Here is a 12,987-nt window from a genome sequence, read left to right on the forward strand (position 1 = left end):
GAAGGAGCACCCGGCCTCCGGCTTTCTGGTTCTGTACTGGTCGCTTTTCTACATCAGGTTGTAGATGAACACGGCCAGTACTGCGATGGGTGTTACGTAACGCAGCAGGTTCCGCCACAGATTGAACATCCCGTTGGACATGGCCATATCCGCCTGCAGGGATTCCTTCGCCACGCACCAGCCCACGAACAGGGCCGTCAGCAGACCGGACAGAGGCAGCATGATATTGGCGGTGAAGAAGTCCAGCAGATCCAGGATCGCGGTCTGCTCGAAACGCTCGAACATGCCCAGCAGGTAAACATCGGACCAGACGTTCAGGGACAGGATGGAGGCAACGCCCAACAACCAGCAGGCGACGCCCGCCAGGATCGCCGCCGAGGTGCGGGTGATGGCCATTTTCTCCTCCACCCACTCGGTGACCGGCTCCAGCAGCGAAATACCGGAGGTCCAGGCGGCGAACAGCAGCAGTACGAAGAAGGCCGTGGCGAACACCACACCCAGGGGCATCTGTCCAAAGGCCAGCGGCAGGGTGACGAAGATCAGGCCGGGGCCCTGACCCGCTTCCAGACCGTTGGCGAAGACGAACGGGAAGATCGCCAGGCCGGCCAGCAGGGCCACCAGGGTATCCATGATGCCCACACCCACGGCTGCCCGGCCAATGGACACGTCCTTACCCAGGTAGGAACCATAGGCCATCATGATGGCCATACCCAGACTCATGGTGAAGAAGGCCTGCCCCAGTGCCTGCAGCGCGGCATCCCAGGTCAGCTTGCTGAAGTCCGGGGTAAACAGGAAGTCCAGTGCCTGACCGAAGTGCCCGGTGGTGGTGGCGTAGCCCACCACCAGCAGCAACAGCACGAACAGAGTCGGCATCAGGATCTTCGCCGCCCGCTCCAGGCCGCCTTTCAGGCCCCGGGAGACCACGAGGATCACAAGCGCCATAAACACCGTGTGCCAGAACAGCAGGATGCCGGGGCTCGCCAGCAGGGCACTGAAGATGCTGCCAACGGCGTCCGCATCCTGCCCCATAAAGTCGCCCATGCCGGAGTGCACCACGTAGGACGCAGACCAGCCGCCAATGACGGAATAAAAGGAGAGGATCATGAACGCCGCCAGCACACCAATAATGGCGGACACCCGCCAGGCGGGGTTGCTGAGATTGCGTTCGGCCACGATCCGCATGCTGGCAACCGGGTTGCGGCCGCCGTTACGGCCCACAAACACCTCCGCCATCATGATGGGAACGCCGATCACGGCGATACAGGCGAGATAGACGATCACGAAGGCGCCACCGCCATTTTCGCCCGTCATATAGGGGAACTTCCAGATATTGCCCAGGCCCACGGCGGAACCCGCCGCAGCCAGGATAAAGGCCATACGGGACGACCAGTTGCCCCGACCGACCATAGCTTTTTCAGACATAGTTAAACCCTGTACTGGTACAGTTGTCATTAGGAGTGGAATAGAGAATAGCTGGTCGCGGTGTTCCCTGCCGGAAACCAGCAATTGGCGGCGGATTGTGCCAGTGTCGGGCGGGTGATGCCACCTTGGTCGCACAGAAAGTGTGCAACGGCGGGTCAGGTACTGTACCGGCACAGCAGCCCGGGGCTGGCCTGCTGTGCCGGTAAACTCAGGAAACGATCGTCAGTTCAGGGACTTACTGCCGACTGACAAACCGCGCCACCAGATCATTGAGCCCCCGGGCCTGCTGACTGATTTCCTCGCTGGCCTGGCGGGCACCGTCGGCCTTTTCGGTACTGGTATCGGCCAGGCCGGAGATACGCACAACCTGCTGGTTGATTTCCTCCGACACCTGGCTCTGCTCCTCGAAAGCTGCCGACATGCTGACAAAGCTGTCAGAAATCTCCTGGATGGTGTGCACAATGTCCTTTAATGCGGCCTCCGTTTCCCGCACCTTGGTCAGGCCGTGCTGCCCGATCTCCTCGCCATCCCGCGTGGCCTGTACAGCCTTGTCCACCTGGGAACGAAAGCTGTCGATCACCTCATGGATCGAGACGGTGGACTGGCGTGTACGCTGCGCCAGGGAGCGGACCTCATCCGCCACCACCGCAAAACCACGCCCCTGTTCGCCGGCCCGGGCCGCCTCGATGGCGGCATTCAGGGCCAGCAGGTTGGTCTGGTCGGCAATTTCGGAAATCAGTCGCGCCGCTTCGCCGATCTTTTCGGTGGATTCCCCGAGACGGGTAACCGTCTCCCCGACCGTACTGCCCTGGGACACCAGGTGCTCAATGGACTGCAGCGCCTCGGCACTGAGGCGGCCCCCATTCCTCGCCAGCTCGCTGGCCTGGGAAGCCCCTTCGGTATTGCGGGTAACGCTGTCGGTCACCTCCTGGATGGAGGCGCTCATTTCGTTCATGGCGGATGCGGTCTGCTCCGTCTCCTGCCGCTGGTCCTCAATGGCCCGGGCGCCCTCGGCAATCATTTCCAGCCCTTCCCGGGCCGTCCGGGACAGCATTTCGGAGCTATCCTCGATCCGCGTCAGGGCCGTCCGGATGCGGGCTTCCTCGCTCAACAGCACCATACCCAGCTCCGCAAACAGCCCGGTTTCACTGGTATAGGTCTGGGCCACCAGCGGATCATGGAACGCATCCGGACGCAGATCAATCAGTGCCCGTAACCTGCGGGTGATGGACGAGGCCTGCAGCCCGCATCCCATCAGGAAGCCCGCAACCACCAGGGCAACCGCCGGCCAGAAGGCGTCCAGAGACACCGCCACCAGGCTGGCAACCAGCGGGATCAGCATCGGCCAGCCGGATCGCACCACCGACTGCAGACGGGTACCGGTTCCAAAGGCGCCCCGACCCGCGGACAGCCGGCGATAGAGATGCCCCGCCCGCTCGACCTGTTCCCGGGTCGGCTCCACCCGGACCGACTCGTAACCGGTGACCTTGCCGTTCTCGAGGATTGGCGTGACATAGGCACTGACCCAGTAGTGGTCGCCATTCCTGCTGCGGTTCTTGACCACTCCCATCCAGGGCTTGCCCGCGTTGATGGTGTCCCACATCAGCTTGAACACACTGGGGGGCATATCCGGATGGCGGATAATATTGTGGGCCTGTCCGATCAGTTCGTCGCGGCTGAAACCACTGATTTCGGCAAAATCCCGGTTGCAGTAGGTAATCACGCCCTTGAGCGTGGTGGTGGTGATCAGCCGGCTGCCCGGCTTCATTCTGACTTCTTTCTGGGTAACGGGCCCGTTATTGCGCATGGTTATTCTGGTTCCCGGATCATGGCATAAAGCGGATAACTGTCCGTCAGGCTCCGGGACAAACCCGGGCTTCAGGAGTATCGGCGCGTTAACTCCTGACTTTAGTAAACAGTAGGGTAATTAACAAAAAGAAACCCTACCAATATTGTGGGATAGTCATCCGGGATCGGGTTTCGTCCATCATGCCCGGTCACGCCGTACCCTGAAGTTGAGCACGGGGGTGGAAGCGGGCGTTCAGCCACAGGGAAAGGGCAATCACCGCACCGCCAATGGCAAGACGCAACAGATCCGCCTCCCGGTTCCAGATCAGCAGGTTGACCACCAGGCCGGCGGGCACCAGGGCATTGTTCATGACCGCCAGGGTACCGGCGTCCACCAGGCACGCTCCCCGGTTCCACAGGTAAAGTCCCAGGCCGGAGGCCGCCAGCCCCAACCAGGCCAGCACACCCCACTGCAGGCCCGTGGACGGCAGCCTGGTATGATCACCAAAGATCAGGAACGACGGCAGGGCAATGGTCAGAGCACCCAGGAAGAAGTAGCCGAAAGTCCGCCAGGCGGGCACCGGCAGCGGGTAGGCCCGCATCAGGTGTTTGTACCCCACCTGACCAGCGGCAAAGGTCAGGTTGGCCAGTTGCAGCAGCAGGAACCCGGTCAGGTAGTCCTGGCTGAGCCCGTCATAACGGATAATACCCGCGCCCAGGGTGGCCACCGCCGCCGCCAGCAAGGCCACCGGCGAGAACCGGCGATACAGCGCATCGTCCACCAGGGTGACATACAGCGGCGTGAATACCGTGAACAGCAGCACTTCCGGCACGGTCAGGTAGCTGAAGGAACGATAGAGGCAAAGGTAGGTAATGCCGAATTGCAGTGCGCCGGTGACCATGATCCCCAGCTTCAGGCGTCCGGGCACCCCGGCCCAGCGGGTCACCGGCAGGAACAGCAGCGCCGCCAGGAGTACCCGGCTGAGTACCGCAAAATCGCTGTCCACATGACCGGCCAGGAACTCGCCGATCAGACTGAAGGAAAATGCCCAGAGAACCGTTACCAGAATCAGCAGTGCCATTGATATCCACCCACCCTTTTTGCGGCCGGGCACTGTATCATAGCTGACTAATGAAATGACCTGACTGTCAGGACCCCGGAGCCCATGAACCCACAAAAGGTTGTCCAGGCCACCCGACGCTGGGTGCAGGATGTGGTGATTGACCTCAACCTGTGCCCCTTCGCCCGTCGTGAACTGGTCAATGACCGTATTCGCTTTTCGGTGAGCGAAGCGCAAACCGAAGACTCGCTGCTGGCTGACCTTCAACGGGAACTGCTGCAACTGACCGATGACGACAGCATTGAGACGACCTTGCTCGTGCATCCCGCCGTGCTTCAGGATTTCCCTGACTATAACGACTTCCTGGCGGTGGCGGACGGCCTGATCCAGGTGCTCGACCTGGAAGGTATTATCCAGATCGCCAGCTTTCACCCACAGTACCAGTTCGCCGATACGGACGCCGATGCCGCCGAGAACTACACCAACCGCTCACCCTATCCCATGCTGCACCTGCTGCGGGAAGCCAGCCTGGAGCGGGCCATCGACAGCTACCCGGGCACCGACACCATCCCCCAACGCAACATCCAGCACGTGACTGCCCTGGGCCGCCCCGCCATGGCGGCACTGCTGGCCGCCTGCCTGCCAGGCGATCACTGAGCTGGCGTCAGGTTTTATAGCGCGTTGAAATGGGATAATCTGGCGGACACGTGGAGAAGCCCCTGATCATGCGAATCGTTCTGACCGCTTGCCTGCTGTTGCTGAGCCTGGCCTCCCCGGCCCATGCCCTGACCATCGCCGCCGCCTCCAGCCTGCGCCTGGCCATGCCGGAGCTGACCCAGGCCTTTGAGCAACAGTATCCGGACGCCTCCGTCACGGTGGTGTTCGGCGCCTCCGGCAAGCTGGCCTCCCAGGTACTCAACGGCGCCCCTTACGACCTCTTCCTGTCCGCCGACACCGGTTATCCGGAGCGCCTGGCCGGCGAAGGTGTCACTGCCACCGATCCCGAGACCTATGCCGAGGGGCGGCTGGTGCTGTGGCACCATGACCCGCAGCGTGAAGCCCTGACACCCCCGGACCTGACTGGTGACGATATCCGGCGGATTGCCATCGCCCAGCCCCGCCACGCCCCCTACGGGCAGCGGGCGAAGGAAGCACTACAGGCACTGGCGTTGTGGGAACCGCTACAGCCCAAACTGGTGTATGGCGAGAACATCGGCCAGACCGCCGCCATGGTGGAATCCGGCGCCGCCGATGCGGGGCTGATCGCCTGGTCACTCACCTTCGCCCCCGACCTGGCCGGGCGGGAGTTCACCCTGATCGATGACAGACTCCACCAGCCGTTGGCCATGGCCATGGTCATCACCGGCCGGGGCGGTTCCAGCGAGGAAGCACGGCAGTTCCGGTCCTTCATGGTATCGGAGGCTGCCGCCGCCATCCTCGGCCGGTTCGGATTCGAAGCTCCCAAGGGGCATTGATTTCATGCCTGAGCTGAGCCCCCAGGACTGGCAGGCCATCCAGGTTACCCTCCGACTGTGTGGGCTGACCACGGTGATCCTGCTGGTGCTGGCCACCCCGCTGGCCTGGTGGCTGGCCCATCGACGTTCCACCTCCCGCACCGTCGTACAGGCGCTGGTGGCGCTGCCACTGGTGCTGCCGCCGACGGTACTGGGCTTCTACCTGCTGATCGTGCTGGGGCCCCGTGGGCCCGTCGGTCAGAGCCTGGAAGCCATGGGACTGACCCACCTGGCCTTTACCTTTGAAGGCATCCTGGTGGCGTCGGTGATCTACTCGCTGCCGTTTGCCGTGCAACCGCTGATGGAAGCCTTCCGCGCCCTGGGCACAAGACCGGTGGAGGTCGCTGCTTCCCTCGGCGCCGGCCCCCTGGACCGGTTCCTGACGGTGATCCTGCCCCTGTGCAAGGGCGGCTTTATCGTGGCCGCCACCCTGACCTTCGCCCACACCCTGGGGGAATTCGGCGTGATCCTGATGCTGGGCGGCAGCATCCCCGGCGAGACCCAGGTGCTGTCGGTACTCATCTATGACTACGCTGAGGCCATGGACTATGACGCGGCCCACCGGCTGTCCCTGGGACTGCTGGTGTTCGCTTTCGTGGTGCTGGTAACGGTATACAGCCTGAACCGACACCCCGGTGGGGTGAAACCATGACCCTGTCCATCAACGTGCGCCTGCACAAGGGCGACTTCGCCCTGGTGGTGGACGGTTCACTGCCCACAGAGGGCATTACCGCCCTCTACGGTCGCTCCGGTTGCGGCAAGACCACCCTGTTGCGGGTGATTGCCGGCCTCGAACGCCTGCGTCGTGGACAGGTCCGCTTCCGGGATCAGCAGTGGCAGTCCGGCCGACAGCAGGTGCCACTGAGCAAACGTCGGCTCGGCCTGGTATTCCAGGAGTCCAGCCTGCTGCCCCACCTGTCGGTGGAAGCCAACCTGCTGTATGGCTACCGGCGAACGCCGAAGGACCAACGACGCCTGCACCCGGAAACCATCCGCACACTGCTGGATCTGGACCACCTGCTGGAGCAGCCGGTGCACACCCTGTCCGGGGGCCAGCGCCAGCGTGTCGCCCTGGGCCGGGCGCTGCTCACCAGCCCCCAACTGATGTTGCTGGATGAACCCCTGTCCGCACTGGATGCCGACGCCAAACGGGAGATCCTGCCGTTCCTGGCGGACCTGCCGACCACTACCGGCGTCCCCATCCTGCTGGTTACCCATTCCGCCCGGGAGGTGGAACAGCTGGCTGATCACGTCGCCTTCATGGCCAACGGTCGCCTGGAACGCATCGAGCCCCTGCGGGAAACCCTGGCCCGACCGGATTCCCCCCTGTTCAGCGATGAGGGCCCCGCCTCGGTGCTTCGGGGCCGGCTGACCAGCCTGCCCGACGGCGAATGGCAGTTCGTGACCGAGGGTGGTGAAGGCCGCCCGTCCATTGCCTTCCAGGTCAGTGGTTATTCCAGCCATCAGACCAGCCTCCACCGGCTGCGCATTCTGGCCAGCGACGTCAGTCTGGCCACGGAGGAACCCGCCGGCATCAGCATCCGCAACCGGATGCCGGTGCGCATCGAGCGCATGGATGAGACCGATGAACACCGCTGCACCATTACCTGTCGGCTGTCGGACGGGCAGGTACTGCTATCGAGGGTTACACAGACATCAGCAAAGGAACTGGGACTGGAAAACGGGCAGACGGTCTATGCCCTGGTGAAGTCCGCGGTGTTGATGGAATAAGGGGCAGACGCCCGCCGGACGGGCGCCTGCCATTGCTGCTCAGGATCAGTTGAAATCGTCCAGCAGGATCAGCCCGAGGCTGTCCAGTGGCGCCGGAGCGCCCGGCTTGGCGTCCCGGGCAATCACGGTATAGACACCGCCGGCATCAAGGGCCACCCCGTCCGCCTGGATGGCCACGGTACCGGTGCCGGCGGGCGTGATCCTCACGTTGTAGGTGCCGTCCGGCACCGGAAGGTAATCCGTAACCGCCTTGAAAGGCACGTCCGCCAGGGTCGGGTCCGAGTTGCCGATACTGGTCTGGCTACCGGGCAACAGGTAGATGTCCACGTTTCCGGCGGCGGTGGCGGCATGAACAATCCGCAGGGACGCCTGGGTGGCAATACTGCGCACGCTGTCCTCCAGCACCAGCCCTTCAACGGGGAAGTTGGCATCGTTCAGCAGTCCCACCGCCAGCACGGAATAGCCCTGCCCATTGACCAGATTCACGTCCGCTTCGATGGCCACCACGCTATTGTCCGCGGAAGCCGCCACCTTGAGGTTGGTCATCCCGGCGGGCAGTTCGGCGTAGCCATCCAGGGTGTCAAACGGTGCCACATCGCCGAATTCCAGGTTGCTCAACGGCGTGGCCATATCATCCACCAGCACATCCACTGCCGGCGCATCAGCGGAACCGTGGACCACACGTACTCCCGCATCCTGGTCCGCATCGTAGATCTGGGCCACGTCTTCACCATTGACCACGATCAGGCTGACCGGGCTGGCCCCCGCCAGGGACGAATTGGCACCGGTGTTGGTCACCGCCCCCACGAACAGGTCGGCGCCGGCGGGCAGAGACACATCACCACTGTCGAACACGGCGGTGGTGCCCCCGGCGGCGGCCACCTGGATGCGATAATTGCCGGCCGGCACTTCCACAGCGTCAGCGACGTCCTTGAACGCAACATCCGACAGCAGCGGATCGGTGGTGGACAGGTCATTCCCCTCGCCGGCTGCCGTCACATAGACATCCACGCTCGGGGCGTTGGGGGCCAGGTGCCCGATTCGGACGCGAACCTGGTCAGACGATGAGAAGTCGGGGTCATCGTCAGTGAATACCAGCGGTTCGATGGAGGCCAGGCTGTTCACCGCCACCACGTTGTAGCGGACATTTTCTTCAAAAGAGAACGGCGCGGGACCGATCACGTCCGTTGTACCATCCGGCAGGATACCCTGGACGGTGATGTCGTAATCTCCGGGGGCCGGCGACAGCAATGCCGCGTCCTTGTAATCGGCGGCCTCCACTGCGGCACTGCCATCCACCAGGATATTGACCGGCGGCGCGTCCGGAGAGGCGTGGATGATCCGGACTTCAGAAACAGGGCCCGGATCGTCATCGCTGGAACTGTCGCTGTTACTGCATCCGGCAAGCACCAGGGCGCCGGTAGCCACAAGGGGTAGAGTCAGGAAACGGTGCATGGTATCTGCTCCTCAATTGCAGAGAACAATTTATAACCGGTTGACACTGGTTCGAACCTGCACAGGTTGATTCCCTGACCTGTGTGTCAAAGCGGTTTACGGGGAGCAGGACAAAACGGATTCAGGAGGTTTGACACTTTTTGACAATAATGGCGACACACGTTACCCGCTGCGCCGCCGGAAGCCACATCCTGTCACTCGCGTTCCGTCACTGGCGGACAGAGTCGTCAGGGGCAGGGGGCTGGATTCATTCCGGCGTATCGCCTGCGCCAAACCGCCTCAGGGTGGCTTCCGTCAGCCGACCGGCCAGCGGCGCGATGAACACCACCAGGGGGTAGGCGACAGCCCACGCCACCAGCCAGGCGGCCAGCCAGCGCTGGTAGAACGGGCCATCCACACCGGTATTGATCACCGTGATCACACCGGACATCAGGAACGACATCAGGCAGGACATATAGAAGGCAAAGATAAGCTGACGAGGACGTGGCATCCTGGACCTGGCCAAGGCAGTGACTCCTGGTAATGGGTGGAAAACCGGGAACATCCGGTGAAACCATCGGGTCGTAACAGAACGGATAAGACCCGTTGATGGCTGCACGGCTGACCGAACCATCGATGCAAGAAACGCCGTACAGGGTAACGACATTCTAAAAGGACTTGCACCCATGAAACATCGCCTGCCCGGACAAGTGACAAGGATCCTACTATTTTCCCTGCTCGCGCTCCAGCTTGGTGCCTGCAGTTCGACCCGCCTGTCCTACCAGTTTGCCGACCGCGGCGTCGTCTGGTGGGTGGAGGATTACGTGGACCTGACCGGCACCCAGGAAGACGCCCTGCTACAGGACCTGCGACAGATGCGGGAATGGCACTGCCAGACCCAGCTCCCCCGCTATTCCGACTGGCTGGCGGAACTGCGCCGGGAAACCGCCCGGGGGGAACTGCCCCCGGAACACATCCGCTACCACCGCCAGCAGTTGGCGGCGTTCCTGGAACCCCTGAGCGCCCGGGCAGTCCCCGTGGCCAGCCGGCTGCTGAAAAGCCTCACCGATGAACAGGTACGGGAACTGGTCGCCAGTATGGAAGAGCAGCAGGCCGAGTACCGACGGGAATACCTGGACGAGGACACCCCGCAGGAAGCCGTAGAGCGGGTGGTGGAGCGCACGGAACGGTGGCTCGGCGACCTCAATGACCGCCAGGTGGCCATCATCCGCCAATGGTTGGCCGACCGGGAAGGCGCCACCGAAGCCTGGCTGGACGGCCGGGGTAACTGGCAGGCTGCCTTTTCCAGTCTGCTGGAGCAACGCCGGCAGGCGGACTTTGAGGACCGGTTACGGGACATGATCATCCACTACCAGCGCTACCAGGGTGAAGCCTACCAGGCCCGGGCCGGGCGGAATGCCGATGACATCGTGCAGTTGACCCACAAACTGCTGGTGGCCGCCGATGACCGGCACTGGCGGCACCTGCAGGAGGAAACCAGCGACCTGAGACAGGATATGGTGGCCCTGGCCTGTCCGGCGGAGCCGGCTACCGCCGCCCGGTAGGGAATTCCGCTACCGCCGTTCCCGCATTCCGGGCACGAGGTGTATAGTAGGCCGCCCTCACGCGGTTTCAGGTAGCTTCCGAACCATGCTGGACGAAGAACACCAACCAGTTCCCGATACCCGGGCACCCCTGGTGCCACGGGTGCTCGCCGAATGGCGCACCCTGGCCCTGCTGGGCGGCCCCATCCTGGTGGCCCAGATCGCCCAGATGGCCAACGGCGTGATCGACACCGTCATGGCCGGCCATGCCAGCGCCGAAGACCTGGCCGCCGTGGGCATCGGCAGCGCCATCTGGATGCCGGTGTTCCTGTTCTTCATGGGCGTGCTGAGCGCCCTGCAGCCCATTATTTCCGGCTACAACGGCTCCAGAGCCCTCGACCGGATCATGCCGGCCACCTGGCAGGGTCTCTACATCGCGGCCGCCAGCGCCCTGCTGATGATCCTGCTGGTGGTCAACGTGCACCCCGTGTTCAGCCTGATGGGACTGGACTCGCAAACCGCCGGGGTGGCCGATGGCTACCTGGACGCCTTTGCCTGGGGCATACCCTTCATGCTGCTGATGGTGGCGCTGCGGGGCCTGACCGACGGCCTGGGCCATACCAGGGTGATCATGGCTTTTTCGGTGCTCGGCACCCTGATCAACCTGCCCCTGAACTGGATGCTGATCTACGGCAAGTTCGGGCTGCCGGAACTGGGCGGCGTGGGCTGTGGCTGGGCCACGGCCATCTCCAACGTAATCGCCGCCTTTGCCATGGTGTTCTACCTGAACCGCAGCCCGGTCTACCGGTCGTTCCACCTGATCGCGGACCGTGCCAGGCCGGACCCGGAAAACCTGCGCTATATCCTGCGTATCGGCCTGCCCATCGGGTTTACCATCTTTGTGGAAGCCAGCATGTTCTGCGTGATCGCCCTGTTCCTGGCCTCGCTGGGCCCGGTCGTGGTGGCCGGACACCAGATTGCCCTGAACGTCACCTCGCTGACCTTCATGGTCCCGCTGAGCATCGGCATGGCGCTGACCCTGCGGGTGGCCTTCCTGGTGGGGGCCGGCACGTCCGGCACGGCTCACCTGCTGTCCCGCAGTTCGTTGATCCTGGCAGCGGGCACGGCCCTCGTCTTTGCCTCGCTGCTGTACGGCTTCGCCGGAGCCATCGCCCGGCTGTACACCAGCGATCCGGAAGTGCAGGCCGCCACCATCCTGCTGGTAAAATTCGCCGCCGCGTTCCAGATCGCCGACGTCATCCAGGTCACCTGCATCAGCGCCCTGCGGGGCTACAAGGACACCCGCATCCCCATGTTCATCATGCTGTTCTCGTTCTGGGGCGTCGGCCTGCCCCTGGGCTATGTGCTCACCTTCACCGACCTGATCGTGGAGGCCATGGGAGCACCGGGCTTCTGGGCAGGCATTACCGCCGGGCTGGCGTCAGCGGCCTTGTTGCTGGGGTGGCGATTGTTTCTGTATACGCGCCCTCCAGTGACGTCCGCCACCAATCCGTCCTGACGTTGGCCCATTCCAGGAAACGAATGACTTCTCCGCCCTTAAGAAACCACCGGGCTCCATGCCTGTTATGCAGAATTTACATTTCGATAGCGTAAAACCGTGCATTTCGATCTACGCTGTCAGGTACTTTTAATCGGCCAGGAAACCGCCATGTGGGCTCGAATACTGCTTATCTCACTACTGCTTGGCAATGCCGCCTTCGCCGATTCCGCTGCGGAAGACACGCCGACGGAGCTTCGCTTTGCGGTGATCGCGGACGTGCCCAGCACACCCCTGGCACTTGAGTTGTTACGCACCGCCTATGGCCAGCTTGGTATCAACGTTGTTACCCGACTGGTGCCTTCCCGCCGGGCCCTGCTGATGGCGGATATCGGAGAGGTGGACGGTGACCTGTTCCGGATTGCCGATGTCGGCGACCAGTATCCCAACCTGGTCCGGGTTCCCTATCCGCTATTGGAGGGACGGCTCCATGCCGTCACCAATAACCCCGGCCTGGTCGGCTTGCAGAGCCTGGGCCAGTTAACGACCACCGACCTGCGGGTCGCGGTGCGGCGGGGTGTGATTGTTGCCGAGCAGACTGCGGAAGCCCTCGGCATGACGCCGGTACGCACCGACAGCTATGGTCAGATATTGGCCATGCTGGAATGGCAGCGGGTGGACCTGGCCCTGGTCTCCGGCATCGAAGGTTTCTCACCGCTGAACGACGACATCTGGGACAGCATCTATGTGTTCCCGGAAACGGTCACGGACTTCACCCTCTACCACTACCTCCATCGCCGCCATGCCGGACTGGCCGACCCCCTTGCCACAGTACTGGAACAGCTCGAGCAAACTGGTGAAAAGGCACGGATCCTGGAGCGACTCAGGGCCGGGGCGGAGTCTGGCGAGCCGGCATCGGATAACCCTGAATAAGGCCCCAGGCCCGACAACAACGGCCTACTGTCATTGCGCCCGACGTTGACAGGCGCTGGTGA

Annotated in this window: 12 protein-coding genes; 7 read left to right on the top strand and 5 right to left on the bottom strand. The window is 63.1% G+C overall.

The features are described 5' to 3' along the window. Positions 1 to 48: 48 nt before the first annotated feature. The 3 genes from ACJO3T_RS15660 to ACJO3T_RS15670 form a co-directional block, all read right to left on the bottom strand. A complete protein-coding gene (locus tag ACJO3T_RS15660; RefSeq protein WP_406979074.1) occupies positions 49 to 1,422 on the bottom strand; it encodes a sodium-dependent transporter in 1,374 nt (457 codons plus the stop codon). A 235-nt stretch (positions 1,423 to 1,657) separates the two neighbouring features. Continuing rightward, positions 1,658 to 3,229 (bottom strand): methyl-accepting chemotaxis protein, encoded by a 1,572-nt coding sequence (locus tag ACJO3T_RS15665; RefSeq protein WP_406962877.1) that lies wholly within the window; start codon positions 3,227 to 3,229, stop codon positions 1,658 to 1,660. Between the two features lie 190 nt (positions 3,230 to 3,419). Then, entirely contained in the window at positions 3,420 to 4,292 is an 873-nt protein-coding gene (locus ACJO3T_RS15670; RefSeq protein ID WP_406979075.1) for an EamA family transporter, read from the bottom strand. 84 nt (positions 4,293 to 4,376) lie between these two features. Here ACJO3T_RS15670 and ACJO3T_RS15675 point away from each other — a divergent pair, with 84 nt between their 5' ends. The 4 genes from ACJO3T_RS15675 to modC all read left to right on the top strand — a co-directional run bounded on the left by ACJO3T_RS15675 (position 4,377) and on the right by modC (position 7,516). Continuing rightward, a complete protein-coding gene (locus ACJO3T_RS15675) occupies positions 4,377 to 4,928 on the top strand; it encodes a DUF1415 domain-containing protein (RefSeq protein WP_406962874.1) in 552 nt (183 codons plus the stop codon). A gap of 68 nt (positions 4,929 to 4,996) precedes the next feature. Beyond that, positions 4,997 to 5,746 carry a molybdate ABC transporter substrate-binding protein gene (gene modA, locus ACJO3T_RS15680; RefSeq protein ID WP_406979076.1) on the top strand — a complete coding sequence of 250 codons (750 nt, stop codon included), beginning with the start codon at positions 4,997 to 4,999 and terminating at the stop codon, positions 5,744 to 5,746. Positions 5,747 to 5,750: 4 nt separating this feature from the next. Next, positions 5,751 to 6,437, top strand: coding sequence for a molybdate ABC transporter permease subunit (modB, locus tag ACJO3T_RS15685; RefSeq protein WP_406962870.1), 687 nt, complete (start codon positions 5,751 to 5,753; stop codon positions 6,435 to 6,437). Next, positions 6,434 to 7,516: a molybdenum ABC transporter ATP-binding protein gene (gene modC / locus ACJO3T_RS15690; protein ID WP_406962868.1), complete on the top strand. Its 1,083-nt coding sequence runs from the start codon at positions 6,434 to 6,436 to the stop codon at positions 7,514 to 7,516. Before modB ends, modC begins: the two co-directional genes overlap by 4 nt. 45 nt (positions 7,517 to 7,561) lie before the next feature. Here modC and ACJO3T_RS15695 read toward each other — a convergent pair whose 3' ends face one another. Beyond that, positions 7,562 to 8,971, bottom strand: a complete 1,410-nt coding sequence (locus ACJO3T_RS15695; protein WP_406979077.1) for a DUF4397 domain-containing protein — start codon at positions 8,969 to 8,971, stop codon at positions 7,562 to 7,564. A 247-nt stretch (positions 8,972 to 9,218) separates the two neighbouring features. Beyond that, positions 9,219 to 9,461 carry a DUF2798 domain-containing protein gene (locus ACJO3T_RS15700; protein WP_406962865.1) on the bottom strand — a complete coding sequence of 81 codons (243 nt, stop codon included), beginning with the start codon at positions 9,459 to 9,461 and terminating at the stop codon, positions 9,219 to 9,221. 175 nt (positions 9,462 to 9,636) lie between these two features. On the opposite strand from ACJO3T_RS15700, the gene ACJO3T_RS15705 reads away from it, so the two are divergent. From ACJO3T_RS15705 to ACJO3T_RS15715, 3 genes are all read left to right on the top strand, one after another. After that, positions 9,637 to 10,515: a DUF6279 family lipoprotein gene (locus ACJO3T_RS15705; protein WP_406979078.1), complete on the top strand. Its 879-nt coding sequence runs from the start codon at positions 9,637 to 9,639 to the stop codon at positions 10,513 to 10,515. A gap of 88 nt (positions 10,516 to 10,603) precedes the next feature. Next, complete coding sequence (locus ACJO3T_RS15710) at positions 10,604 to 12,013, top strand: MATE family efflux transporter (protein ID WP_406962887.1); 1,410 nt, start codon at positions 10,604 to 10,606, stop codon at positions 12,011 to 12,013. A 150-nt stretch (positions 12,014 to 12,163) separates the two neighbouring features. Then, the gene (locus ACJO3T_RS15715; RefSeq protein ID WP_406979080.1) at positions 12,164 to 12,925 is read left to right on the top strand and encodes a transporter substrate-binding domain-containing protein; all 762 of its coding nucleotides are present in this window, start codon (positions 12,164 to 12,166) and stop codon (positions 12,923 to 12,925) included. Positions 12,926 to 12,987 lie beyond the last annotated feature (62 nt).

It is taken from the genome of Marinobacter shunpengi, assembly GCF_045449715.1.
In the GTDB taxonomy this organism is placed as follows: Bacteria; Pseudomonadota; Gammaproteobacteria; order Pseudomonadales; family Oleiphilaceae; genus Marinobacter.

Bases quoted from the DNA above. Each gene is read 5' to 3' on its own strand.
- ACJO3T_RS15660 (WP_406979074.1), bottom strand. From the start codon at position 1,422: ATGTCTGAAAAAGCTATGGTCGGTCGGGGCAACTGGTCGTCCCGTATG.
- ACJO3T_RS15665 (WP_406962877.1), bottom strand. From the start codon at position 3,229: ATGCGCAATAACGGGCCCGTTACCCAGAAAGAAGTCAGAATGAAGCCG.
- ACJO3T_RS15670 (WP_406979075.1), bottom strand. From the start codon at position 4,292: ATGGCACTGCTGATTCTGGTAACGGTTCTCTGGGCATTTTCCTTCAGT.
- ACJO3T_RS15675 (WP_406962874.1), top strand. From the start codon at position 4,377: ATGAACCCACAAAAGGTTGTCCAGGCCACCCGACGCTGGGTGCAGGAT.
- modA (WP_406979076.1), top strand. From the start codon at position 4,997: ATGCGAATCGTTCTGACCGCTTGCCTGCTGTTGCTGAGCCTGGCCTCC.
- modB (WP_406962870.1), top strand. From the start codon at position 5,751: ATGCCTGAGCTGAGCCCCCAGGACTGGCAGGCCATCCAGGTTACCCTC.
- modC (WP_406962868.1), top strand. From the start codon at position 6,434: ATGACCCTGTCCATCAACGTGCGCCTGCACAAGGGCGACTTCGCCCTG.
- ACJO3T_RS15695 (WP_406979077.1), bottom strand. From the start codon at position 8,971: ATGCACCGTTTCCTGACTCTACCCCTTGTGGCTACCGGCGCCCTGGTG.
- ACJO3T_RS15700 (WP_406962865.1), bottom strand. From the start codon at position 9,461: ATGCCACGTCCTCGTCAGCTTATCTTTGCCTTCTATATGTCCTGCCTG.
- ACJO3T_RS15705 (WP_406979078.1), top strand. From the start codon at position 9,637: ATGAAACATCGCCTGCCCGGACAAGTGACAAGGATCCTACTATTTTCC.
- ACJO3T_RS15715 (WP_406979080.1), top strand. From the start codon at position 12,164: ATGTGGGCTCGAATACTGCTTATCTCACTACTGCTTGGCAATGCCGCC.